This is a genomic window from Maribacter sp. MAR_2009_72 (assembly GCF_007827235.1).
Classification (GTDB): Bacteria; Bacteroidota; Bacteroidia; order Flavobacteriales; family Flavobacteriaceae; genus Maribacter; species Maribacter sedimenticola.
The window spans coordinates 268,029-292,570 of sequence record NZ_VISB01000001.1 but is presented as its reverse complement, the minus strand read 5'-3'; the positions used below and the strand labels follow the sequence as shown (position 1 = coordinate 292,570).

Here is a 24,542-nt window from a genome sequence, read left to right as displayed (position 1 = left end):
TAATTACCCTTACCTGAGTATTACATACCTCCCCTAACTACAATTCAGCCCAAAATTTCTACAACTGGGAAAATCATTTTCCAGAAAATATCCATTGCGACACATATTTGCGGTATCAATCAAAAAAAAACAATCAACATGAAAACACTATTATTATGTGTACTAACACTAGTCCATATTAGCTTAGCCGCACAGACTACGGTATCCGGAAGAGTGCTGGACCATAACGAAACGCCCATAATGGGTGTAAATATTTATCTAAGTGGCACCTATGATGGTACAGCCACCAATGAATCTGGCATATTCTCCTTTAATACCAATGCTACAGGTATGCAGACACTGATCGCTTCGTCCATATCCTATGAGACCTTTTCAAAAACAGCGGATGTAACCACATTTACAAACATCACCATTAAATTAAGGGATGATGTAAACACATTGGATGCCGTTACCGTAAATGCCGGAACGTTCAAGGCCGGGGACAATGCAAAGGTTACCGCGTTAAAACCATTGGATATAGTAACCACGGCAGGTGCCCTTGGGGATTTTGTGGGGGCATTACAAACATTACCAGGAACCTCTAATGTTGCCGAAGACGGCAGACTCTTTGTACGAGGTGGCGATGCCGAAGAAACCCAAATATTTGTAGACGGTATGCGTGTATTTACACCCTACTCCCCATCTGCAAACAATATTCCTGCAAGGGGTAGACTTTCCCCTTTTCTTTTTAAGGGGATTACATTTTCCACTGGGGGCTATTCTGCAGAATACGGACAAGCCTTGTCCAGTGTATTACTTTTAAATAGTATCAATGAACCGCAAGAGGAAAAAACGGAAATTTCATTGATGACAGTAGGCGCAGGTCTTGGAAATACGCAAAAATGGAAGAAAAGTGCATTAAGCATAAATACAAACTACATTAATCTAGCGCCATATCAACATTTATATCCAGACAATAACGAATGGCACAAACCAGTTGAATCTTTTGGTGGGGAAGCTGTTTACCGGTATAGATTTCAAAACGAGGGACTATTAAAAGTATACGGAGCCTACAGTGCTTCAAATTTTGAATTGACGCAAGCGGATATCAATGAGGTTAACGGTGTTAGGTTTGGTCTTAAAAATAATAACCTCTACATTAATTCATCATATCAAGACTTTCTGGAAAAAGAGTGGAGCTTTTCTTCTGGGGTAAGCTTTGCCAACGATCAAACTGATATAACCTTAAACTCGTCTAATATTACGGATATAGAAAATTCCGCGCATTTAAAGATTGCATTGCAAAAATATTTTTCCAGTAGATATAAATTAAATTTTGGAGCAGAATATTTTATAACGGATTTCAAGGAAAATTATAGAGACAACACCGTAAATACAGGCTATACATTCAACAACAACCTTTTGGCCAGTTTTGTGGAAACGGATATTTTTTTCTCTAAAAGATTAGCTACCAAAATTGGTTTACGTGCTGAATACTCATCATTATTACAAGAATTTAATTTATCACCTAGAGTATCATTAGCTTATAAATCTGGAGAAAATGCACAGTTCTCTTTGGCCTACGGTGAATTTTTCCAGAACCCAAAAAATGGGTATCTCATATACAACGCTGATTTTACTGCGGAAAAAACGTCTCATTATATTGCCAACTACCAATATGTAAAAAACAAACAAATATTCAGGGCCGAAGCCTATTATAAAGATTATGGCAATTTGGTAAAATATAATACGGAGTTTGCCTTGCCTTCATCTATTTTTAATAACAATGGTAATGGCTTTGCCAAGGGTCTAGATCTCTTTTGGAGGGACAATAAAACAATTAAAAACACAGAATATTGGATGTCCTACTCATTTTTGGACACAGAAAGGAACTACCAAAACTACCCCAATACCGCAACTCCAAATTTTGCCAGCAAACACAATGCATCCCTTGTAGTGAAAAGATGGGTAGAAAAATGGAAAAGTCAGATTGGGTTCAGTTATAATTTTGCATCGGGCCGTACATATACCGACCCCAATAAAGGAGGATTCTTATTGGAGAAGGCTAAAAGCTTTAATTCATTAAATGTGAATTATGCCTATTTAATTGACCAACAGAAGATACTTTTCCTATCCGTAAGTAATGTATTGGGCACCAAAAATATTAATGGATATCAATATACCGATCAACCAAATACGAACGGCATTTTTGAAAGAAGAACAATTACGCCTGCAGCAGACCGCTTCTTTTTCGTAGGATTCTTCTGGACCATTAGCAAGAATAAAAATGATAATCAACTTGATAATCTGTAATAATTACAATTCAATACCATTAATCAACAACTGGGTCAACGTTATTATTAAACAGCTTTGAATACCTGGATATTTGAATAACAAAACAATAATTAAACATTAAATATTATGAGAACTTTATTAGTAATTAGCGCATTCGTCCTTACTCTTCAATTAACGGCACAAACGCCTTATGAAACAGGGATGAACAATGCCTTTGCCCTTTGGCAGGATCAAAAGAATACCGAAGCCGTTCAACTCTTTGAACGAATTGCAGCCGCTGAAAGCGACAATTGGTTACCCCCTTACTATGCTGGCCTTATTGAGATAGTCAGTAGTTTTGGATTAAAGGACGAAGCTTTACTGACCACAAAACTTACAAGGGCCAAAACTTTTTTGGATGCTGCTTCTGAAATATCTGAAAACAATCCTGAAATACTCATTTCCTATGCCCTGTTAAATACAGCTTACATTGCATTTGATGGCGCAAAATACGGAATGACGCTTTCAGCAGAAAATGCCGCCATTTATGATAAAACACAAAAGATAGCTCCAAATAACCCAAGGGTAGTCCTAAGCAAAGCTGAATGGGATATGGGGTCGGCAAGATTCTTTGGAAAATCAATTGCTCCCTTCTGTGCGGATATTGAACGGGCAATTGGGTTGTTTCAAGAAGAAGAGCAGACCATTAAGTATTATCCATACTCTGGCTTGGACAGAGCAAAGGAAATAAGTGCCAATTGTAAAAAAGAAACCTCTCCCGAATAGGAGAGGTTTTTATATTCAATTTTGAAATGGCTATAAGATATAGTCCGTACTTACAAAATTAGAAAGCTTTGCTTCCAATAATTGTTCTACGATTTCCGTATTCAGTTCATTATCCTTAAAGGCCACGAAAGTCCGTATAGAGAATGAACGCAAGGCATCATGAACACTAAGGGTAGCTTGGGCAGAATCTTTACGGCCCGTAAACGGATAAACATCCGGACCTCTTTGACAAGAACTGTTCAAGTTTACCCTACAAACAAGGTTTACCAAAGTATCTATCAGTGGAGACAATGCATACACATCTTTTCCAAAAAGACTTACCTGTTGCCCATAATTGCTGGCTGCCATATCGTCCAAAGGTTCTTCAATATCCGAAAAAGGTACAATTGGAATAATAGGACCAAACTGCTCCTCCTTATATACGCGCATATCTTTGGTTACCGGATATAAAACGGCTGGCCATATATAGTTATCATATCGTTTACCACCTTTCTTGTTTAGAATTTTGGCTCCTTTAGATAGCGCGTCATCAATCAATTCCTGTATATAATCTGGTTTTCCGGGTTCTGGTAGTGGCGTTAATTTTACACCATTCTCCCAAGGGTTTCCAAATTTAAGCTCATCGACTTTTTTGGCAAAGCTATCATTGAACTTTTCACGAATATCCTCATGAACATAGACCACTTTTAATGCGGTACAACGTTGACCGTTAAAAGATAGCGTACCGGCCAAACATTCATTTATGGTCAGTTCCAAATCTGCATCAGGCAATATTATGGCAGGGTTTTTAGCTTCCAGTCCAAGTACCAGTCTCAACCTATTACTTTTTGGGTGTTGCTCTTGTAGAGCATTTGCAGATTTACTATTACCGATCAAAGCAAGCACATCTACCTTTCCGGTTTGCATTATAGGAGCCGCAACGGTTCTACCACGGCCAAATAGTACATTGACCACACCTTTGGGAAAACTTGTTTGGAACGCTTCTAGTAGTGGGGTGATTAAAAGTACGCCGTGCTTTGCCGGTTTAAAGATGGTTGTATTACCCATGATAATTGCGGGAATAAGCAAAGCAAAGGTTTCGTTTAACGGATAGTTGTAAGGCCCAAGACAAAGGACTACGCCCAACGGTCCCCTTTTTATATGTGCATAAACCCCGTCATGCTTGGTGAACTTTGCCGCATCGCGATCAAGTTGTTTATAATCTTCAATAGTATCCTCAATATACTCTACCGTACGATCAAATTCTTTTTGCGAATCCGGTAATGATTTACCAATTTCCCACATTAACAATTTCACGATTTCATCTCTTTTGGTCTTCATTTTTTCTACGAAAACCTCCATACATTCTATACGATCTTTTACATGCATGGTCGGCCAAACCCCCTGTCCCTTATCGTAGGCACCTAGAGCACCATTTAAAGCATCTAAGGCTTCTGCTTCCTGTAAATCTGGGATACTACCCAATAAAGTGGGTTTGTATTCCTTAGTTGAGGATATGGTAGAGTAGACTTCCGTTGTTTCACCTTTCCATTCTTTTAGTTCTCCATTGACCAAATAATGTCGTTGATCAATTGTTGATGTAATCTGAAATTCTTGTGGAATTTTTATATCGCCCATTATTTTTTATTTATCTATGATTGATGATATGCTTTTCTTTTTAATGCCTATATAACGATACAGGAACATGGAAGATTAAAAGTAGTTTAAACCAAATATTCAAACAAATCTGGTTTATCATTTATATAATCTCCATAAAAATTGTTAGTTTTCATGCGTTCTATTAGGGGCTTTAGGTCTTTAGGGTCCTTTAGCTCTATCCCAACGACCGCTGGTGCATTTTCCCTGCTTGATTTTTTTGAATATTCAAAATGTGTGATATCATCCGTAGGCCCTAAAATATCCACAACAAATTCCTTTAACGCTCCCGGTCGCTGTGGAAATCGTATGATAAAATAATGCTTTAGTTTACCATATAACAACGCCCGCTCCTTTATTTCAGCTGTCCTGGTGATATCGTTGTTACTGCCGCCAATGATACAAACTACGTTCTTACCCCTAATTTTGTCCTTATACTGATCCAATGCCGCAATAGACAAAGCACCGGCAGGCTCTACCACAATGGCATCTCTATTGTATAGGTCTAAAATGGTCTGGCATACCATACCCTCATCAACAGTAATCATATCATTTAAATACCAATTGCAAATAGGATAGGTCAACCGGCCCACTTTTTTCACCGCGGCACCATCTATGAATTTATCTATATCTTCCAGTGCAATTATTTCTCCTGCCTCAATTGATGCTTTCATGGAAGGCGCTCCTTTTGGTTCTACGCCAATAATTTTGGTATTAGGTGAAAGTTCGCTAAAAACACTAATTAGCCCAGAAGCCAACCCGCCACCTCCAATACAAACAAACAGATAATCTATTGGTGCTTTGGATTGAGAGATCAGTTCCAGACCAACCGTAGCCTGACCTTCAATAATTTTTGGATCATCAAAAGGATGTACGAATATTTTACCCGTTCGTGCTCCATATTTATTTGCTGCCAACGAAGCATCATCAAAAGTATCCCCTTCCAAAACAATCTCCACCCACTCACCACCAAATAATTTAGTTTGCTCAACTTTCTGTTTTGGTGTAACCGAAGGCATATATATAGTTCCCTGTATCTTTAAATGAAAACAGGCAAATGCCACCCCTTGTGCATGATTTCCTGCACTTGCACAAATGACACCTTTAGCTCTGTCTTCATTTGATAATGCACTTATTTTATTGAACGCACCCCTAATTTTATAAGAGCGTACCCGTTGTAGATCCTCACGTTTTAACCTAATTTGACACCCATATTGCTTTGACAGCCTAATACTTTCGGTTAAAGGTGTTTCTTCAGCTATCTCTGCGATTACCTTGGCTGCATGCCTAACATCGTCCAATTTAGGCAGATAGGATGGTTGCGCTGATTTCATAAAACAATTAAATAATTTATTTGAACATTTATCTGTGGGCACGAACTAAATTGTCCGCTCAGGAACACTTCCTTAAAGTTAACAAAACTACTTAAGATCGTAACTCTTGGAATGTACCTAACCGGACAATCTAAATTTTAGTATTCCTATACCAACCCTAAACAATAGGCTTCATGGCAGTCATTGATTCACGTAAACGTGCACCTACAATTTCAACAGGATGCTCACGTAAAGCCTTGTTTACGGCAATTAATTGTGCATTATCCACATCATTGTCCATACCCTCTGAGAAATTTTTACCGATTACGTTGGTTTCTATGCCTTTCATAAAATCTGTCAATAAAGGTTTACAGGCATGATCAAAAAGATAACAACCATATTCTGCAGTATCCGAAATTACACGGTTCATCTCAAACAATTTCTTACGTGCAATGGTATTGGCAATCAATGGGGTCTCATGCAAGGATTCGTAGTAAGCAGATTCGGCAATTATACCAGATTCTGTCATAGCCTCGAAAGCCAACTCTACACCTGCCCTGACCATGGCCACCATAAGGACACCATTATCATAAAATTCCTGCTCGGTAATTTCTTGATCACCTGCAGGTGTTTTTTCAAAAGCTGTTTCTCCAGTGGCAGCTCTCCAAGTCAATAAATTTTTATCATCATTGGCCCAATCCTCCATCATGGTTTTGGAAAAATGACCGGTCATGATATCGTCCATATGTTTTTGAAATAAAGGTCGCATTATATCCTTTAGTTCTTCTGACAACTCAAAAGCCTTAATTTTGGCCGGGTTGGTAAGACGATCCATCATATTGGTGATACCTCCATATTTCATACCTTCCGTGATAGTCTCCCATCCGTATTGTATCAATTTAGAAGCATAACCTGGGTCTATACCTTTTTCGATCATTTTATCAAAACATAAAATTGAACCGGTCTGTAACAATCCACAAAGTATGGTTTGTTCTCCCATTAAATCTGATTTCACCTCGGCAACAAAAGAGGACATTAATACGCCGGCCCTATCACCGCCCGTACCCACTGCATATGCTTTGGCTTGCTCCAAACCTTTTCCTTGAGGGTCGTTATCAGGATGAACAGCAATTAATGTAGGAACCCCAAAACCTCTTTTATATTCTTCGCGCACCTCAGAACCTGGACATTTTGGTGCCACCATAATTACTGTTATGTCCTCACGTATCTGCATTCCTTCCTCTACGATATTAAAACCGTGAGAATATGATAATGTGGCTCCTTTTTTCATCAATGGCATAACCGCACCAACAACAGCTGTGTGCTGCTTGTCCGGAGTAAGATTGATCACTACGTCCGCACTAGGAATCAATTCTTCATAGGTCCCAACGGTAAAACCGTTTTCAGTAGCATTGACATAGGATTGCCTTTTTTCCTTAATTGCAGCATCTCTAAGCGTATAGGAAATATCAAGTCCGGAGTCTCTCATGTTCAAGCCCTGGTTCAATCCTTGAGCACCGCAACCTACGATTACAATTTTTTTGCCTTTTAAAGCATTTACACCATCAGCAAACTCAGACGAATCCATGAAGCGGCATTTTCCAAGTTGCGTTAATTTATCCCTTAATGATAGCGTATTAAAATAATTGGCCATTTTGTATTTACTTTATTTGATTATTGATAAAATTCTATTAATTAAAATTCTTTTAGAATGGTAGAAATTTTCATTTCATCCTTGGTAACGGATATTCTGCCTGAACGTACAAACTGCATTATTCCATAAGGTTTTAGCTGATCGTGCATTTCATCGATTTCATTTCTTCTTCCGCTTTTGGCGATAACAAAAAAATCTCTTGACACCGTTACTATTTGGGCATTGTTATCCTTAATTATATTCTGTATTTGACGTTCATCGAACAAAAGACCAGAAGCAATTTTGAACAAGGCGGACTCTTGGTAAATAGTTTCATCATCTGTATGATAATATGCCTTAATTACCTCAATTTGTTTCTCTATCTGCCCTACGATGTTATGTACCCATTTTTCTGTAGTATGCGCTACGATCGTAAACTTGGAGACATCATCTATCTCAGATTTGGAGACGTTTAAACTTTCTATATTAATATGTCTCTTTAAGAATATTCCTGATATCCTGTTCAGTAATCCAACATTGTTTTCTGAATATACCGATATCGTAAACCATTTATTTTCCATAAGCTTTCATTACCTACTCCTTTTAAAAAAGGATTTTATGGTATCGTTATTATTATATATTATTTTTTTACAGCCATAATCAAGCCTGTAGACCAATTCATTTTTGTCAATTGTATGTCTTTTCTTTGTTCTAGATATGCAATAAGTGCTGTTACATTGTCTGAATGACCTTCTGGCCAATTAGGTTGTTCCATCATATCATCTATGATATAAAAACCACCAACGTTCAGCATTTGTAGGACCTCATTGATTTCACTGTATTTACCCGGCCATGCATCAGCGAAAATCAAATCGAACCGATCTTCTTGATGTTCCTTTATCCAAATTGCCGCATCCTTACATAAAAGCTGTACCCTTTTGTCCTCCCCAAAATATTGGGTGGCTATCGAAATCAACTCTTGATCATTATCTATTGACAATAAAGTAGCATAAGCATCCATACCGTCTATCATCCATGAAAGACTTAGACCAATACCTGTACCGATTTCCAAGAATCTACCTCCAGGTTTTGAAGATATCAAGGTCTTAAGAAAACTGCCCACAAAAAGGTCTGACGGCATCGTAAAACAAATTTCCTTGGATTTTTGCTGTATCTCTTCTTGCAATTTTGGAATATCCTGTATGTTGGTATCAATCATGGTTAGGTTTATTACCTATTATTTTAACCTAACCTCAGATACCGAAGCACCGGAAGGTATCATTGGAAAAACATTATCCTCTTGTTCTACCTTCACTTCCAAAAAGTAAGGTTTGTCAGAAGCTATCATTTCCTGAATGGTCGATTTTAAATCCTTACGTTCAGAGATTCGTTTGGCCTCAATACTATAACCTTCCGCTATTTTTACAAAATCTGGATTTACCATTACGGTAGACGCATATCTTCGATCAAAAAACAATTCTTGCCATTGACGAACCATGCCCAAATGCTCATTGTTCAAAACAACGATCTTGACCGGTAAATTATGCTGAAAGATCACCCCAAGTTCTTGAATAGTCATTTGGTAACCTCCATCACCTATAATTGCGACCACTTCCCTGTCCATTGCACCCATTTTTGCCCCTATGGCTGCGGGCAATGCAAAGCCCATAGTACCCAATCCGCCAGAAGTAATATTACTTTTGGATTGTGAAAATTTGGCATATCTACATGCAATCATTTGGTGCTGACCAACGTCTGATACTATGACGGCCTTATTATTGGAAGCCAGGTTTATTTCTTCGATTACCTCTCCCATGGTCAGTCCTTCCTTCGTTGGGTGGATATCGTTCTTAATAATAGTATCGAACTCTATTTTATATTTCTCCTTGAACTCGTTATGCCAAGCATCATGCTTGTTTTCGTTCAACAAAGGTAGAAGCAACCCTAAGGTTTCTTTTGAATTTCCTAAAACCGCTACATCTGCATGAACATTTTTATTGACTTCTGCGGGATCAATTTCAAAATGTATGACTTTGGCCTGTTTTGCATAATCCTCTAGCCTACCCGTTACACGATCGTCAAAACGCATACCTATGGCGATCAATACATCACATTCATTGGTCAATAGATTAGGGCCATAATTGCCGTGCATACCAACCATACCCACATTTAAAGGATGTGCGGTATCTAACGCAGATGCCCCCATGATGGTCCATGCAGCAGGAATACCCGTTTTTTCGACCAATTTTTTCAATTCATCTTCCGCCTGTCCCAAAATAATGCCCTGTCCCCAAACAATAAAAGGTTTCTTGGCACCATTGATCAATTCTGCAGCAGCCTCAATTGCCTTTGCACTTGGTTTTGGAACCGGTTTATAACTTCTTACACCGGTACATTTTTCATAGGAGAAATCCAATTCATCTATTTGTGCATTTTTAGTAATATCTACCAATACCGGACCTGGCCTACCAGATTTTGCCAAATAGAACGCCTTTGCCATAACTTCAGGAATTTCAGAAGCCTCGGTAATCTGATAGTTCCATTTAGTAACCGGTGTGGAAATACCGATAATATCCGTTTCCTGAAAGGCATCTGTTCCAAGTAAGTGTCTGGTAACCTGACCTGTAATGCAGACCATTGGAGTAGAATCTATTTGCGCATCTGCAAGACCCGTGACCAAATTAGTTGCACCAGGACCAGAAGTAGCAATAGCCACACCAACTTTACCCGAAACACGTGCATACCCTTGGGCCGCATGTGTAGCGCCCTGTTCATGTCTGGTAAGAATGTGTGTAAGTTTATCCTGAAATTTATATAGTTCATCATAGACGGGCATAATTGCACCACCGGGGTACCCATACATTGTATCGACACCTTCGGCCAATAAACAATGAATTAATGCCTCTGCCCCAGAAATCTTGATAGTTTTCTTGGCAGCTGTACCTTTCTTCTTCTCTTTTATTGTTTCCATAATTAATGATCAAATTCAAGCATTGCATTACTGATTACCCTGCCCGACATTATATTGCATCTAGTACTTAATTAAAAGTATACTACTTTTAATTGTTTAAAATTCATCTGTAACACAACCTTGCGAGGCCGATGATACCATGCGGGCATATTTATATAAACTACCTCTTTTCACTTTCAATTCCGGTTGTTTCCAATTCTTTCTTCTCTCTGCCAATTGCGCATCGGTCAGGTTCACGGATATTTCATTCTTTTCCGCATCTATGGTAATGATATCACCATTTTCCAAAAGACCAATTGTTCCTCCATCTTGGGCTTCAGGCGCAACGTGGCCAACCACAAAACCATGGGTACCACCAGAGAAACGACCATCTGTAATCAAGGCTACATCCTTACCCAGTCCGGCACCCATTATGGCCGCCGTTGGTTTTAACATTTCTGGCATTCCAGGTCCACCTTTTGGCCCTTCATACCGGATAACCACAACATCTCCTTTCTTGACTTCGCCCCTACCTATACCTGCATTTGCCAAAAACTCGTCATTATATACCTTTGCCGGTCCTGAGAAGTACAGGCCTTCCTTTCCGGTAATTTTGGCAACGGCACCTTCCGTGGCAAGGTTTCCGTAAAGAATACGCAAATGCCCAGTAGGTTTAATAGGGTTGTTCAACGGTTTAATTACTTGCTGATGCTCCAATAATCCAGGTAGCTCTGCCAAATTCTCCGCAATGGTCTTACCGGTAACGGTCAAGCAATCTCCATGCAGCATACCGTTTTCTAACATAAATTTCATTACCGCAGGTACCCCGCCCACACGGTGTACATCTTCCATTAAAAATTTACCGCTAGGCTTTAAATCTGCCAAAAACGGGGTGGTGTCACTTATTTTCTGAAAATCATCAAGCGTAAATTCTACATCTGCGGCTTTGGCTATGGCCAAAAAGTGGAGAACGGCATTGGTAGACCCCCCTAAAAGCGTTAACAAACGCACTGCATTTTCAAGGGATTTACGGGTAATGATATCACTTGGTTTAATATCCTTTTCCAACAAGGTCCTCAAGGCCTTACCTGATTGTATGGCATCATTCTGTTTTGCTTTTCCAATTGCCGGATTAGAAGAGTTATAGGGCATGGCCATACCTAAGGCCTCAATAGCGGATGCCATGGTATTTGCCGTATACATACCACCACAGGCACCTGCTCCGGGACATGCGTTCTGGATAACTCCCTTGTAATCCTCTTCGTTCATGGTACCAGCAACTTTTTCTCCCCAAGCTTCAAAAGCGGAAACGACATCTAACTTTTTATCCTTAAAACAACCTGAAGCTATAGTACCACCATATACCAAAACAGATGGTCTATTTAAACGGATCATGGCCATTAAGGCTCCCGGCATATTTTTATCACAACCTACCACGGTAACCAAACCATCATAGTTCATGGCCTGCACTACCGTTTCCATAGAATCAGCAATTATATCCCTAGAAGGTAATGAATAACGCATTCCGTAAGTACCCATGGATATACCGTCACTAACACCAATAGTATTAAAAACAAGACCTACCAACCCACTATCGTTTACACCGGTCTTTACTTCCTGTGCCAAATCATTTAGGTGCATATTACAGGGGTTTCCTTCATAACCAGTACTCCCTATACCTATTAACGGCTTTTTTAAATCATCTTCCGTTAGACCTATGGCGTAAAGCATTGCTTGTGCCGCTGGTTGTGTTGGATCTTGGGTTACATTCTTACTGTGCTTGTTCAATTCCATAATGTAATTCTCGTATGCTTATCTTGTTAGGTTCAGCTAGTATACCAAAGATAAAAGTTTATAAAAGTTTATAATTTTAACAATATTGGACAATATAAATTCATTTCATTTAATTATCACTTAACTAATTGTAATTCAATTAATTAAACAGGTAATTTATACCATATTCAATACTTCAAATCAACTAACATTTCCTTTGGATTCTATAAAAAAACCTGTATCAAATTTATCTGATACAGGTTTTTTCCAATAATGAAAAGCTATATCATTCCTACTTAAGGAATGACACGGACCACATTATGAAAGATATTAATTGATAGCATACTACAATACTACATAATTTTATGATAGGATAAAAATCAATATTGGTTTGTATTATAACACTATACCGGATTCTCGTTAAATAACAATTGGAGATATAAAGACTAGCACAAATAATAGTTTGATTGATTACACCAGTTTAAAATTTATGGGATTACCCACCCTTTTCTGTGCTAAAATACAGATGGCCTTATCCGTTAATTGCAATACCCTAGGATAGCCCCCAGTGGTTTGTCCATCCTTCATCAAGATGATTAACTTTCCTGCGGGAGTTAATTGTACCGTTCCAGGAAGTGTCGCGGAAGTGAGCATGGATAGGTAATGGGGAGTTATTGTTTCATGTACCTGGTAGGCCATTCTATTGTTTTCTTGTGCAACGGTAAATGTTTTTGAAAAAAGTTCCTCTAATTGCCTATCCGTTAAAAGGTCAAACTCAGGTCCTTTACAAACATGAAGGATGGTATCGTCCAGGAAGGAGGCTACTTTAAGCTCGGAAATTTTAGGTTGAAACAATTGTTGGTATTCATAGGGAACAACATCGCCATCCTTAAATCTATTGCTTTCTGTCATAGGTTTATAGTAAGATCGACTTCCCAATATTTTCTTAGCCGTAAAACCACCCTTGACCCCTAGATAACATCTAAAACCTTTAACCAATTTGCCAAATGAAACAATATCACCGGCTTCTATTTGATAAACCTTATAATTCTGTATGGGCAAGTTGTTCAATGTCGCTAACATTTTTGCTCCTCCCAGCACTATATACGTTTCTTCCTCAAATACCAACGTTGGACCCGTCATAGTAATTTCCAAGACTGCCGCAGAACGTTCGTTTTCCAATAAGGAATTTACCTTGAAAACGGACATTTCGTCCATAACTCCGGAAACGGGCACGCCTTTATTTCTATAAAAGAACCTACCTTCATCTTGGACCGTAGTATAAAACCCCGCTTTTAAAACTTTAAGCATTCAATTGTATTTTTTCCGGTTGATAAATTCCTACTTCGGCCTCAATCTTATGAAGCTTATAGGCCGCTCTTGATATTTCAAAAAATTCTATTTTATCACCTACATTGACAAAACACGGATTTTCCTTGGATGCATCAAAAATTGGGACGGGACAATTTCCTATAATATTCCATCCTCCTGGAGATTCTTGGGGATATATCCCTGCCTGCTTACCGGCAATACCCACTGCACCTTTTTCTACTTTTGCCCTGGGTGACGCTTTTCTGTTGACCTCTAACTTTTCATTTAGTCCTCCTAAATACATAAATCCGGGTAAAAACCCAATGCCAAAAACGGTATATTGGGCACCGGTATGCATTGCTATAATATCTGCTATGGAGATATTCAATTTTGCACCTACTTCTTGTAGGTCCAAACCAAATTCTTGATCATAGCATACCGGCAAACGCCAAAGAAATTTGCTTGTTTTGTCCTTTTGACCCAATTGAGTATAATAATTTTCCAATTCTAAGGTCAACTTGTTATGATCAATTTCATGCTTTCTATTGACCAACATCAATGAATTATAGGACGGTACCATTTCCCAATCAGGATCGGCAAAACCATTAGATTGCAATATGGCCTGATATTGTAATATAATTTCTAGGATTTGTTCATTGACGGTATGTGGCCATTCTATTAAAATAGCATGTACACCAAACGGTTTAATTTTGATTTTAGGGGAATTCACGGTTTGAGTTGTAAATTAAATTCTGGTAATTTAGATGTAATATACGTTAAAATATCAGACGCGGCAGGTGTATCTCCATGAAAACAATAGGTATCCGCATGAATGGGGACATTCATGTTTTCTATAGTTTTTACATGATTTTCTTTGACCATTAATAGTAAATGTTCCCATACATCCTTAGCATTGGTAATTAAGGCATTCTCTCCCTTTCTTGACACCAAACTTAAATCTGTATGATAATTTCTATCCGCAAAGGCTTCCCGTTTAATGTTCCAATGAGCGGAAATGGCCAATTCCGCTATTAAACTGCCATAAGGAACATATAAATACGTATTCTCCCTATATGGTTCAACAGCGTTCAGGAATACCAATGCCAAATTCCTGTTATTGGCAATATCATTATATAATGCACCATGAGGTTTAATATGATGCAATGGCATATCTAGCTTATTACAGATGTTCGTAAATACACTTAATTGCTCCCTAATTTGGCGTATTAAGGTGGTATGTAATATCGTCATGGATACCCTGCCAAAATTTTCCCTATCCGGATATGAAGGATGGGCACCAATAGCTACCTCATGAATTTTTGCCAATTCTAAACAAATTGCTATACTTTCCGCAGAACCTGCGTGACCACCACATGCTATATTACATGAACTGATCAATGGAAACAATTTTTCCTCATTGCCTACCCCTTCTCCAACATCACAATTTATATCTATGCTTTTCCTCATGTATTACAACAGACCTATAACGCTTAATATACTTTTAACCCCTAAAATTACGGACAATATGATGATAAAGATTCCAATACAATTTTGTACCAGATTATTTTTATAGCTACCCATTACCCCAGCCCTATTGACAACCCAAAGTAAGAAAACTGCTATTATAGGCAACAACAATCCATTGGTTATTTGGGCAAACTTAATTACTTGTATGGGTTTAATTCCAAACGACAAAAAGAATACACCAAGAATTAAGATGATCATCCAAACCAATCTAAATCTGGTATCGTTTAATTTCGCCTTCCATCCAAAGCAACTATTTGCAACATATGCTGCCGCCAATGGCGCTGTGATTGCAGATGTAATTCCGGCCGCAAATAGACCAATACCCATAAAATAAAGTGCCGCAGAACCGTACAATGGCTCCAAGGCCTTGGCCATATCCATAACACTGTTGACTTCTGTAGTGGTTATGGCAGCAGCAGAAATCATGATACTAATGGACACCAAGCCACCAAGAAAAATAGAAATCAGCGTATCTCGCTTGGCAAGATTCAAATCGCTTTTCAACTTCCACTTTTCACTTACCAAAGCAGCATGTAAAAAAAGGTTATAGGGTACTACGGTTGTTCCTACCAGTGCTATGATAGTGAGAATTCCCTTTTCCGGAATTGAAGGTATAAACAAACCTTTTAATAATTGTGCAATATTGGGACCTGTGAGTAGCGCAGTTGCCAAGAAAGACAAACTCATGATCAATACCAAGAAGATAAAAACCTTTTCCAAGGTCTTATAACTCCCAAAATACAATAGAATAAAAGCGAGGCTACCTAAAATATAAGGATACCAATTACTGTATGATATACCAAACAGTGCTTGCATACCTAACGTAGCACCACCGATATTTCCTGCTTCATATGAGGCATTGCCAATAATAATTGCGCATAGAATTAAACCTATGACACTATTACGAACCCAAGTCGTATGGAGTTCTTGCTTAATAACATCTGCCAAACCTTTTTGGGTAACAATACCCAGCCTGGCCGACATTTCCTGTAACACATAAGTTGCAAATATGGATAACACCATGGCCCACAACAAACTAAATCCAAAGTCTACACCCGCCAAGGTACATGCGGTAACGGTACCGGGACCAATGAAAGCGGCCGCAACGAGAACACCAGGTCCTAATTTTTTAAACATATGAATAATTATGGGTTGTGTAAATATAATTTTAAAAATATGAAATCGCTCACCTCTTTCAATTTCTATTTCACCACAATTTTAACATTTTAAAATGCAGTTAATCTAAAAATTTGCAGTTCGTCTAAAAGTTGGGAGTCATTCATCGAAACAATATACTATTCTTAAAATATCACGGTTATACTTATCCCAAAACTTAAAACTTAACCTATTAATGACTTGTTTAGAATGTAAGAAAGAACTTGGTTATATAGATCATAAAAATGCAATGGATACTGTGGGTGTTGAACTATGCTCAAAACACTACAAGCGTATAGAACTATTAATCAAACAACATGATACCCCACTAGAGGCCGTACAATTGTATTACGCCTTAAAAGAGGCAGGAGTAAATTCTATGTTAGAATGGTGGGACGGTAAAAAATCTATAGATATCGCCATATCACGTGTAAAGTTAAATATAGAAATAGATTCCAAATATGATAAGCTTACGGAACATGAAGCGATCAATAATTTAGAAGAGGCCATGCATTCTTTTAGAAATGGTTTTACGACCATAAGGATTCCGCATATTGTAGTAAGATATTATTTAAACGAAACCGTAAACAATATTATAGGAATCATGGAAGGGCTAAAGGCCAATATCAAGGTAATCAACTAATACAACGACCATGGAGAATTCCAAAAAAGTATATAAAAACCAGATAAGGGCAGCATTGGTAACCTTACTAATAGGTTTTCTAATGCGGGTATTGCATTGGCCCTATGCAGCAGGAATTATCTTTACATCTTTTGCCGCTATTCTAATCCTGTATGCGGTAAGGTTTTACAAAAAGGAGGAAAAAAAACCTGTAGACCTGATAAAAATGGCTATGGTCCTGTTTTGGACCACCAATGGACTTCTAACGATTTTAAAATTTCCATATACCCTAATATTTCAAATTGGCACTGCCTTGACCTTTATAGCATGGTTTGCTATGGAAGGCACGTCTTACTTTATGGACAAAAACCGAAGCATTAAAAACAGCCTTGCAGAAATCATTTGGAATTTTGTAATGGTAGTAGGTGTTCTGACCATTATCTTGGGCGGACTTATGCACTTATTAAGCTGGGATTATAGTATACCTACATTAACGGTTGGCCTCACTATAGTGACGAGCTATATTCTTAAAGATATTTTTACATCTTCCAAACCACATAAGGAAGATGACATCAATAACGAAGGGTTATATTTTTAATAAAACGCTAGCCCAACCATCCTTCCCTATCTAAACTTCTGTACTGGATGGCTTCAGAAATGTGGGTACCATTGATTGAGGACGAACCGCTAAGATCAGCAATAGTCCTTGCCACCTTAAGAATTCTATCATATGCCCTTGCGGATAAATTTAAACGTTCCATGGCATTTTTCAACAACGTTTTGGAATCTTCGTCAAGTTTACAGAACAAGCGTATTTGTTTTGTATTCATTTGGGCGTTGTAATGGATGTTCTCCAAACTTGCAAAACGTGCCGTTTGTATCTCCCGGGCCGCAGTCACCCTCTTTCTGATTTCTACGCTACCCTCTCCTTTTCTTTCTTCGGATAGTTTTTCAAAAGGTACGGGGGTCACTTCAATATGAATATCGATACGATCAAGTAACGGACCTGAAATCTTGCTTAGATAACGTTGCATTTCTGCGGGCGATGATGTCACTGGGGCATCAGGGTCGTTAAAATAGCCACCGGGGCTAGGGTTCATACTTGCCACCAACATAAAGCTACTGGGGTAGGTAACCGTAAATCTAGCCCGTGATATCGTAACCTCCCTATCTTCCAAAGGTTGCCGCAGCACCTCTAAAACACCTCGTTTAAATTCCGGCAATTCATCCAAGAACAAAACACCATTATGCGATAAAGAAATTTCACCTGGTTGCGGATAAGAACCACCACCGACCAAGGCTACATCAGTAATACTTTTATAATGTGGTATTTTAAATATAAATTAATTTCATTTCCTTAGCGCTACGCAGTTTCTAAATTGAACATTCATCTTTCATTTTTATTTCAATTTTTGATATGTATCAACCTTGAAAGCAATTAATTTATCTGTGTTGGTTGCTGTCATTAAAACACCTAAGTGTTCATCAGGGTCAGTAAGACTACGAGCAATCCAAATGATTGTTTTAAAATTATTACTTGCGGGTACTCCGTCAACTTCCATTGCATGTAGAACTAATTCCGTTTTAACAGTATCGTTATTGTTGACCAGACTAACCTCTTTCTCAACTATCTTATAAACTATAGTTTGTCCTGACGACTTTTGAAGAAAAGTTTGTTCATCTTGTTGAATGAAGGTAACAGGCACGTTAGCACTCATTATTTCCTCTCCTTCTTGAACTTCAACTATGGTAGAATACCATCTTTCTTGCTGTGCGTATGTTGCTATTGCAAAAAACAGAGCTAGTGCGATAATTAGATTTCTCATGATTAATTTAAGTTTTATAGTATTATTACAATAATTCAATATTGCCTAAAACGTTGAAAAAATTGAACGTTTTAATTCAACCTTTATTTCAAAAAGAAAGTAGATAAAGATGGCTACATACTAATATGAGACCTAGCCACTTTAAAATAAAAGTCAAATTAAAAGCCCCTAGCTAGCGCAAGTTTACAATTCGTGACCACACAGAAAATTGAAATTATCTACCATAACCATTCCTCTACCTTTTACACACACTCTCCACTAACTGTTTTGAATTCCCTATATATTGCATTTTTATCTTCTTCATTATAAAATATATATCGAGTATTGTGTACATCAGTTGTTAAGTTATCACCTATAACAACTAACACTAATAAGCTTTTCCCAAGATATTATAAGTTACTGTAATTCAAATACTAAAATTGATTTCGAATTATTCATAAGCATACTACCAATTATCACTTTTTACCCATATAAATATTATGTGGCGAAAAAACTAATTGGTTTGAACCATAATGATAAATTTTATTAACTCGGACACCAAATACACCCGTATCATGATTTTCGGTAGTAATACTATCTGGCTGTCCTATTTTACTTAAAACGGTTTGAATTGACATTGGATAAGCTAATTCATTATTTATAATATCCTGCCTGCTTTTGCTTTCACAACTCAATAGAAGCATATTAAATACTAGTATAAAAAGTATTTTAACAGTTAGTTTCATAGATTAAATAAATTTCAAAAGAATAAGTTATCGCTTCAAGAACAGCTATTAATTCCAAACATAAGTAATGTTCAGTTTTATCAAATTGTGGCAAATTAACTTAATTAAAATGAATTTTATATAGCTCCACGCACTTTCTAGATTGAACATTCACCATTCATTATATCCTCTTTATCTGGATTGTATTTATTATAATTAACACTGTAATAGAAGTAATTTTCAAATTCGCCATTTAATACGGTTTGCAAACCGCATAAGTTTTCTAGAGAAGAATTATAAAGAATATACATATTCCCATTAATCTTAGTTAAATTTATTAACCCATCTAAATCAACTATTTTTGGACAACTTACAATACTCAAATTACCTTCAATGACTGTTAAATTTGATAAATGTTCTAAATTTAAAAGTTCACCAGCTCCACTAATACTTAATGAGCCACCGATTGCATTTATATTACTTAACCCTTCAAGGTTATTTAACGAATAACATTCTTCTATTTCTAAATCTCCTCCTAACGAAGTGAGACCCAATAAACCATTTATGTTCTCTAAATAGTTTAAACTTATTATCAACCCTCCAACGAAATTCAATTCATTTAAATCATCCAAATTTTTTAAATTATCTAATTGACGCAAAGCCAAGTATCGGCCAACATAGGTTAAATTTCTCAATCCATATAAAGAAGTAATTGGAGAATTCTGAATAACTAAATCTACCTCAATTGAGTTTAAACCAAATAATCCATCAATATTTAAAAGGCTAGGATTTTCATATACCTCCACGTATTTTGAACTTGTTAAACTAGAAAGCCCATCTACATTTGTGATAGAATTATATCTCAAAATTAAACTTTGTCCTACTGTTTGAAGGTTTTCAAGCCCATCCAAATTCACTAAGAGATTATTCTTATTAATTTCCAAATCTTCTCCAATCTGTGTAAGATTATTTAAATCAGAGAGATTAGCTAGGTTAGTATTCCTAATATACAGACTACCACCAATTTTTTTAAGGCTTTTAAGAGCACTTAAATTATTAATTACTATGTCGAAACCATCTATAATTACTGTTCCGGTTATTTCAGAGTATCCCTCTTTTTCAAACTCATTAAGTTCTTGATAAGATTTAGGTCTAAAATCTCCTTCAAAAACCGAATCATTGTTTTCATTATTCTCTTTAACGACGCAACTTGAAAGAAAAAAACAGACTAGGCTTAAAAGATAAAAATTCTTCATTTTATTTTATTCAATAATATTATAACGATAAATCCTACTAAAGATTTTATAATCAATGTTACATCTCTTTTTCCAAAGCGTTGCTCAACCATTAACGTATTTTATAACAATGAAATATAATCACAACTTTTACACACTACTACTCTATCTGTTACTTTATTTAATGTGGCGGTCTTAATATTAATAAACTATTATGGTTGTAATATTTAACGAATTATTTTGTTATAAATAAAGATATACTAGGTTAAAATAATTTTTGTGCTTAACATTTAAAAAAACATTGACAAATATGAAGTTTACCACAAAAAATTGGTTTCCATTGTTTCGGTTACTTATCGTCATGTGGACAGGGACTTGTATTTTTGGTTTAATCATAATGTTTTTTATCTCCCCTGCTGATTTTATCGACTATTCTTTCAATTCTGCACACGACCCAAAAGAAGCAAAGAAAGCGGTTAATATGTGCATATTTTCTATAACTATAGGGTTTCCCATATCAGTGAAAATATTAAAGGAAATAACAGAAGATTAAATGAAGTTCAAACAAAGGTCGGAAGTATAATCCTTAAAATTGAGGGATTAGTTCTTCATTGTCAGCAATTATTATACTGTCCTGAAAAAAGCCTTCATTGTTTTACACAATAGAATCATTTTAACACACTCCCACCGCATCTATTATAGTAATTAAAACGGTGGTCTTATCGTTAAACTCTTCTACATATTAGATGGCTTAGACTTTAAACTTTATGAAGAGCTAGTCGCAATAAAAAACCATAGGATGTAAATCATTTTAATGCTAGGATTATAAAAAGTCAAATATCCGAAATATTAAGCCATTATTTCTCAACGGTTTTATCAAATAGTAATCTAAGTTGTTTTGGGTTTAGCATGAAATAACCTTCTGTCCCATCTGAATGACTAACAAATATCATTTCAAATCCCTTCCTATATAATGAAGTATTAATTTTATTACTACCTATATCAATCGACCTATCTTTATCACTATATAAACCTTCTTCAAAAAAACTATATAGCAAATCAAGTTCATCATCACTTGCAGTGAAAGTAATGGTTTTCAGATCTGTAAATTCATATTTTGCATTCTGGTAAGTTATGGCATAAACATTAGCGTTTTTACCTTTAATTAATTCTAATACAGGGTATGACAATTTACTTTTACCTGCTCTTCCAATTAGAACAGGCTCCTTATAAATCTGTGTATTGCATATCTGAGCAAAAGAAATTGAACTTAATATTAGCGATAAGAAAAATATTATATTTTTCATTTAATTTAATATTATAATTGTGACAAACATTTTAGCGTATTCATAAGCTGTTTACTCTGATTAGAGGAAAAATCTTTCTCTACATAACTTTTTGAAGTCCAAACCCTCATAGTTTCAATTTCTTTTGAAGCAAGCTCTTTCAATTGTTTTTTCTTCCCAAAAATCCCTCCAAAATACAAAGTCATTTTAGCATCACAATTGAATTTTCCATCGTTATAAATTTCGAGTCTAGAACCATCTCTAAAAAGAATATTTACTTTATTATCATCATCTATACAGCTGCCTGCACCAACTTCCTGTAATACTAAAATAGTTGAGCTAGCACCATTCAGAGCAAATATTCCAAATCCATTTTTACCTCCGTCATCGGAAATAATAAGTGTTTCTTTTGAGGTAGTTGATGACTTTCCTGTCATTTTATCCTCAGAGGTTTCTATTAAATCTGCACACTCTAAACTAAATTTAGTAGTATCAACATTCTCAATAATTTTATATTGCCATGTACCGTCATCATTTAAAACAACCACCTCACCTTTTTCCGTTGTTGCATTAATTTGAGAAAATGAAAATTTAGTAAGAAATAAAAATAAAATTATAGTGTAATAGTATTTTAGCATTTGAATAAAATTTAGATTATTTTTTGTTTAAAGACACTTTAGGTGCGTTCTTAATACAAAAGAAAATAATTAGTTTTAAATACCATTACGGTTTACCGTAATGGCTCAAACATTTTATTCAATTATCTAAAAATTCGTTCCTCAATCATTTTTTTCCGCTTCATAATTTCCTGAAATCTTTGTTTAAAGAATGATAAAGATTGCTTTTTTTTAAAACAATCTAATAAGAAGGATAATTGATTGTTCCTGCCACATTCTTTTTCAATCGAATAGCGAAGAATTAACACTTATTTCTAAACTAATACTTTATTTCAAATAAGAGTTTGTAGATCAATCCGTAAGCAGAACAGCAATCTTCTCTACCCCAACCATCCTTCCCTATCTAAACTTCTGTACTGGATGGCTTCAGAAATGTGGGTACCATTGATTGAGGACGAACCGCTAAGATCAGCAATAGTCCTTGCCACCTTAAGAATTCTATCATATGCCCTTGCGGATAAATTTAAACGTTCCATGGCATTTTTCAACAACGTTTTGGAATCTTCGTCAAGTTTACAGAACAAACGTATTTGTTTTGTATTCATTTGGGCGTTGTAATGGATGTTCTCCAAACTTGCAAAACGTGCCGTTTGTATCTCCCGGGCCGCAGTCACCCTCTTTCTGATTTCTACGCTACCCTCTCCTTTTCTTTCTTCGGATAGTTTTTCAAAAGGTACGGGGGTCACTTCAATATGAATATCGATACGATCAAGTAACGGACCTGAAATCTTGCTTAGATAGCGTTGCATTTCTGCGGGCGATGATGTCACAGGGGCATCAGGGTCGTTAAAATAGCCACCGGGGCTAGGGTTCATACTTGCCACCAACATAAAGCTACTGGGATAGGTTACCGTAAATCTAGCCCGTGATATCGTAACCTCCCTATCTTCCAAAGGTTGCCGCAGCACTTCTAAAACTCCTCGTTTAAATTCTGGCAATTCATCCAAGAACAATACACCATTATGCGATAATGAAATTTCACCTGGTTGCGGATAAGAACCACCACCGACCAAGGCTACATCGGATATGGTATGATGAGGGCTTCTAAAAGGCCGTTGACTCATTAACCCCATATTCTTTATTTTACCCACTACGCTATGAATCTTTGTGGTTTCCAAGGCTTCATGCAACGTCATGGGCGGCAAAATTGACGGGAGTCTTTTTGCCAACATAGTTTTACCGGCACCTGGCGGACCTATCAAAATAACATTATGTCCTCCCGAGGCAGCAATTTCCATACACCTCTTTATACTCTCCTGCCCTTTTACATCAGAAAAATCGAATTCTGGAAAATCCAGCTTTTTAAAGAACTCTTCCCTTGTATTGATTATGGTTTGTTCCAACGGGGTACCCTTATCAAAAAAATCAAGAACCTGTTTAATATTATCTACCCCATATACCTTTAAATTGCCCACAATAGCGGCTTCCTTGGCATTTACGGTAGGTAATATGAACCCCGTAAAACCTTCTTCCTGTGCTTTAATTGCAATAGGCAGCGCTCCTTTTATAGGTTGCAAGCTTCCATCAAGGGAAAGTTCCCCCATAATGATATACTTCTCAATATCATTGCATTCTATTTGGCCCGATGCAGATAAAATTCCTAAAGCCAAAGTAAGATCATAGGCAGAACCTTCTTTTCTAAGGTCTGCAGGTGCCATATTAATGGTAATCTTTCTTCCCGGTATTTTATAACCGTTATTCTGTAGTGCGGCGGCAATTCTGTAATTACTTTCCTTAATGGCATTGTCCGGCAGACCTACCAAATGGTACCCAATTCCTTTATCAATATTTACCTCAACTACTATCGTTGTGGCTTCTACACCAAAAACTGCACTCCCATAAACTTTTGTAAGCAT

21 protein-coding genes and 1 pseudogene are annotated in these 24,542 nt (G+C 36.8%); 4 read left to right on the top strand and 18 right to left on the bottom strand.

Translation table 11 applies throughout. The features are described 5' to 3' along the window. Positions 1 to 138 precede the first annotated feature (138 nt). Positions 139 to 2,292: a TonB-dependent receptor gene (locus tag JM81_RS01115; protein ID WP_144800356.1), complete on the top strand. Its 2,154-nt coding sequence runs from the start codon at positions 139 to 141 to the stop codon at positions 2,290 to 2,292. 108 nt (positions 2,293 to 2,400) lie between these two features. After that, the gene (locus tag JM81_RS01110) at positions 2,401 to 3,039 is read left to right on the top strand and encodes a hypothetical protein (protein ID WP_144800355.1); all 639 of its coding nucleotides are present in this window, start codon (positions 2,401 to 2,403) and stop codon (positions 3,037 to 3,039) included. Positions 3,040 to 3,069: 30 nt separating this feature from the next. Here JM81_RS01110 and JM81_RS01105 read toward each other — a convergent pair whose 3' ends face one another. The 11 genes from JM81_RS01105 to JM81_RS01055 form a co-directional block, all read right to left on the bottom strand. Next, positions 3,070 to 4,656 (bottom strand): NADP-dependent glyceraldehyde-3-phosphate dehydrogenase, encoded by a 1,587-nt coding sequence (locus JM81_RS01105; protein WP_089261354.1) that lies wholly within the window; start codon positions 4,654 to 4,656, stop codon positions 3,070 to 3,072. Positions 4,657 to 4,742: 86 nt separating this feature from the next. Continuing rightward, on the bottom strand, positions 4,743 to 6,008 hold the full coding sequence (gene ilvA / locus JM81_RS01100; protein WP_144800354.1) for a threonine ammonia-lyase: 1,266 nt from the start codon (positions 6,006 to 6,008) through the stop codon (positions 4,743 to 4,745). 157 nt (positions 6,009 to 6,165) lie between these two features. Then, positions 6,166 to 7,641, bottom strand: coding sequence for a ketol-acid reductoisomerase (gene ilvC, locus JM81_RS01095; RefSeq protein WP_144800353.1), 1,476 nt, complete (start codon positions 7,639 to 7,641; stop codon positions 6,166 to 6,168). Positions 7,642 to 7,682: 41 nt separating this feature from the next. Beyond that, a complete protein-coding gene (ilvN, locus tag JM81_RS01090) occupies positions 7,683 to 8,201 on the bottom strand; it encodes an acetolactate synthase small subunit (RefSeq protein WP_089261357.1) in 519 nt (172 codons plus the stop codon). A 59-nt stretch (positions 8,202 to 8,260) separates the two neighbouring features. Then, entirely contained in the window at positions 8,261 to 8,839 is a 579-nt protein-coding gene (locus JM81_RS01085) for an O-methyltransferase (protein ID WP_144800352.1), read from the bottom strand. An 18-nt stretch (positions 8,840 to 8,857) separates the two neighbouring features. Then, positions 8,858 to 10,591: a biosynthetic-type acetolactate synthase large subunit gene (gene ilvB / locus JM81_RS01080; protein WP_144800351.1), complete on the bottom strand. Its 1,734-nt coding sequence runs from the start codon at positions 10,589 to 10,591 to the stop codon at positions 8,858 to 8,860. Between the two features lie 96 nt (positions 10,592 to 10,687). Beyond that, positions 10,688 to 12,364, bottom strand: coding sequence for a dihydroxy-acid dehydratase (gene ilvD / locus JM81_RS01075; protein WP_144800350.1), 1,677 nt, complete (start codon positions 12,362 to 12,364; stop codon positions 10,688 to 10,690). A 450-nt stretch (positions 12,365 to 12,814) separates the two neighbouring features. Beyond that, positions 12,815 to 13,654 carry a biotin-dependent carboxyltransferase family protein gene (locus JM81_RS01070; RefSeq protein WP_144800349.1) on the bottom strand — a complete coding sequence of 280 codons (840 nt, stop codon included), beginning with the start codon at positions 13,652 to 13,654 and terminating at the stop codon, positions 12,815 to 12,817. Beyond that, positions 13,647 to 14,384 (bottom strand): 5-oxoprolinase subunit PxpB, encoded by a 738-nt coding sequence (gene pxpB, locus JM81_RS01065; RefSeq protein WP_144800348.1) that lies wholly within the window; start codon positions 14,382 to 14,384, stop codon positions 13,647 to 13,649. Before pxpB ends, JM81_RS01070 begins: the two co-directional genes overlap by 8 nt. Then, the gene (locus JM81_RS01060) at positions 14,381 to 15,121 is read right to left on the bottom strand and encodes a LamB/YcsF family protein (protein ID WP_144800347.1); all 741 of its coding nucleotides are present in this window, start codon (positions 15,119 to 15,121) and stop codon (positions 14,381 to 14,383) included. The genes pxpB and JM81_RS01060 overlap by 4 nt, the downstream gene beginning before the upstream one ends. Before the next feature lie 3 nt (positions 15,122 to 15,124). Beyond that, a complete protein-coding gene (locus JM81_RS01055; protein ID WP_186435511.1) occupies positions 15,125 to 16,318 on the bottom strand; it encodes an Nramp family divalent metal transporter in 1,194 nt (397 codons plus the stop codon). A gap of 214 nt (positions 16,319 to 16,532) precedes the next feature. On the opposite strand from JM81_RS01055, the gene JM81_RS01050 reads away from it, so the two are divergent. Both JM81_RS01050 and JM81_RS01045 read left to right on the top strand, forming a co-directional pair. Continuing rightward, entirely contained in the window at positions 16,533 to 16,979 is a 447-nt protein-coding gene (locus JM81_RS01050; protein ID WP_089261365.1) for a hypothetical protein, read from the top strand. A 10-nt stretch (positions 16,980 to 16,989) separates the two neighbouring features. Then, a complete protein-coding gene (locus tag JM81_RS01045; RefSeq protein ID WP_144800345.1) occupies positions 16,990 to 17,556 on the top strand; it encodes a hypothetical protein in 567 nt (188 codons plus the stop codon). Between the two features lie 7 nt (positions 17,557 to 17,563). Here JM81_RS01045 and JM81_RS01040 read toward each other — a convergent pair. The 7 genes and pseudogenes from JM81_RS01040 to JM81_RS01010 all read right to left on the bottom strand — a co-directional run. Continuing rightward, a pseudogene (locus JM81_RS01040) lies at positions 17,564 to 18,286 on the bottom strand (YifB family Mg chelatase-like AAA ATPase); the annotation flags it as partial. A gap of 72 nt (positions 18,287 to 18,358) precedes the next feature. After that, positions 18,359 to 18,784, bottom strand: a complete 426-nt coding sequence (locus tag JM81_RS01035) for a hypothetical protein (RefSeq protein ID WP_144800344.1) — start codon at positions 18,782 to 18,784, stop codon at positions 18,359 to 18,361. Positions 18,785 to 19,239: 455 nt separating this feature from the next. Beyond that, positions 19,240 to 19,509: a hypothetical protein gene (locus JM81_RS01030; protein WP_144800343.1), complete on the bottom strand. Its 270-nt coding sequence runs from the start codon at positions 19,507 to 19,509 to the stop codon at positions 19,240 to 19,242. Between the two features lie 137 nt (positions 19,510 to 19,646). After that, a complete protein-coding gene (locus tag JM81_RS01025) occupies positions 19,647 to 20,744 on the bottom strand; it encodes a hypothetical protein (protein ID WP_144800342.1) in 1,098 nt (365 codons plus the stop codon). An 836-nt stretch (positions 20,745 to 21,580) separates the two neighbouring features. Continuing rightward, positions 21,581 to 22,030: a hypothetical protein gene (locus JM81_RS01020; protein ID WP_144800341.1), complete on the bottom strand. Its 450-nt coding sequence runs from the start codon at positions 22,028 to 22,030 to the stop codon at positions 21,581 to 21,583. A gap of 11 nt (positions 22,031 to 22,041) precedes the next feature. Beyond that, positions 22,042 to 22,647 carry a hypothetical protein gene (locus JM81_RS01015; RefSeq protein WP_144800340.1) on the bottom strand — a complete coding sequence of 202 codons (606 nt, stop codon included), beginning with the start codon at positions 22,645 to 22,647 and terminating at the stop codon, positions 22,042 to 22,044. Between the two features lie 359 nt (positions 22,648 to 23,006). Further along, positions 23,007 to 24,542, bottom strand: a complete 1,536-nt coding sequence (locus JM81_RS01010) for a YifB family Mg chelatase-like AAA ATPase (RefSeq protein ID WP_144800339.1) — start codon at positions 24,540 to 24,542, stop codon at positions 23,007 to 23,009.

Excerpts from the sequence above, each read along its gene's own strand:
- JM81_RS01115 (WP_144800356.1), top strand. The coding sequence starts at position 139 with ATGAAAACACTATTATTATGTGTACTAACACTAGTCCATATTAGCTTA.
- JM81_RS01110 (WP_144800355.1), top strand. The coding sequence starts at position 2,401 with ATGAGAACTTTATTAGTAATTAGCGCATTCGTCCTTACTCTTCAATTA.
- JM81_RS01105 (WP_089261354.1), bottom strand. The coding sequence starts at position 4,656 with ATGGGCGATATAAAAATTCCACAAGAATTTCAGATTACATCAACAATT.
- ilvA (WP_144800354.1), bottom strand. The coding sequence starts at position 6,008 with ATGAAATCAGCGCAACCATCCTATCTGCCTAAATTGGACGATGTTAGG.
- ilvC (WP_144800353.1), bottom strand. The coding sequence starts at position 7,641 with ATGGCCAATTATTTTAATACGCTATCATTAAGGGATAAATTAACGCAA.
- ilvN (WP_089261357.1), bottom strand. The coding sequence starts at position 8,201 with ATGGAAAATAAATGGTTTACGATATCGGTATATTCAGAAAACAATGTT.
- JM81_RS01085 (WP_144800352.1), bottom strand. The coding sequence starts at position 8,839 with ATGATTGATACCAACATACAGGATATTCCAAAATTGCAAGAAGAGATA.
- ilvB (WP_144800351.1), bottom strand. The coding sequence starts at position 10,591 with ATGGAAACAATAAAAGAGAAGAAGAAAGGTACAGCTGCCAAGAAAACT.
- ilvD (WP_144800350.1), bottom strand. The coding sequence starts at position 12,364 with ATGGAATTGAACAAGCACAGTAAGAATGTAACCCAAGATCCAACACAA.
- JM81_RS01070 (WP_144800349.1), bottom strand. The coding sequence starts at position 13,654 with ATGCTTAAAGTTTTAAAAGCGGGGTTTTATACTACGGTCCAAGATGAA.
- JM81_RS01060 (WP_144800347.1), bottom strand. The coding sequence starts at position 15,121 with ATGAGGAAAAGCATAGATATAAATTGTGATGTTGGAGAAGGGGTAGGC.
- JM81_RS01055 (WP_186435511.1), bottom strand. The coding sequence starts at position 16,318 with ATGTTTAAAAAATTAGGACCTGGTGTTCTCGTTGCGGCCGCTTTCATT.
- JM81_RS01050 (WP_089261365.1), top strand. The coding sequence starts at position 16,533 with ATGACTTGTTTAGAATGTAAGAAAGAACTTGGTTATATAGATCATAAA.
- JM81_RS01045 (WP_144800345.1), top strand. The coding sequence starts at position 16,990 with ATGGAGAATTCCAAAAAAGTATATAAAAACCAGATAAGGGCAGCATTG.
- JM81_RS01035 (WP_144800344.1), bottom strand. The coding sequence starts at position 18,784 with ATGAGAAATCTAATTATCGCACTAGCTCTGTTTTTTGCAATAGCAACA.
- JM81_RS01030 (WP_144800343.1), bottom strand. The coding sequence starts at position 19,509 with ATGAAACTAACTGTTAAAATACTTTTTATACTAGTATTTAATATGCTT.
- JM81_RS01025 (WP_144800342.1), bottom strand. The coding sequence starts at position 20,744 with ATGAAGAATTTTTATCTTTTAAGCCTAGTCTGTTTTTTTCTTTCAAGT.
- JM81_RS01020 (WP_144800341.1), bottom strand. The coding sequence starts at position 22,030 with ATGAAAAATATAATATTTTTCTTATCGCTAATATTAAGTTCAATTTCT.
- JM81_RS01015 (WP_144800340.1), bottom strand. The coding sequence starts at position 22,647 with ATGCTAAAATACTATTACACTATAATTTTATTTTTATTTCTTACTAAA.
- JM81_RS01010 (WP_144800339.1), bottom strand. The coding sequence starts at position 24,542 with ATGCTTACAAAAGTTTATGGGAGTGCAGTTTTTGGTGTAGAAGCCACA.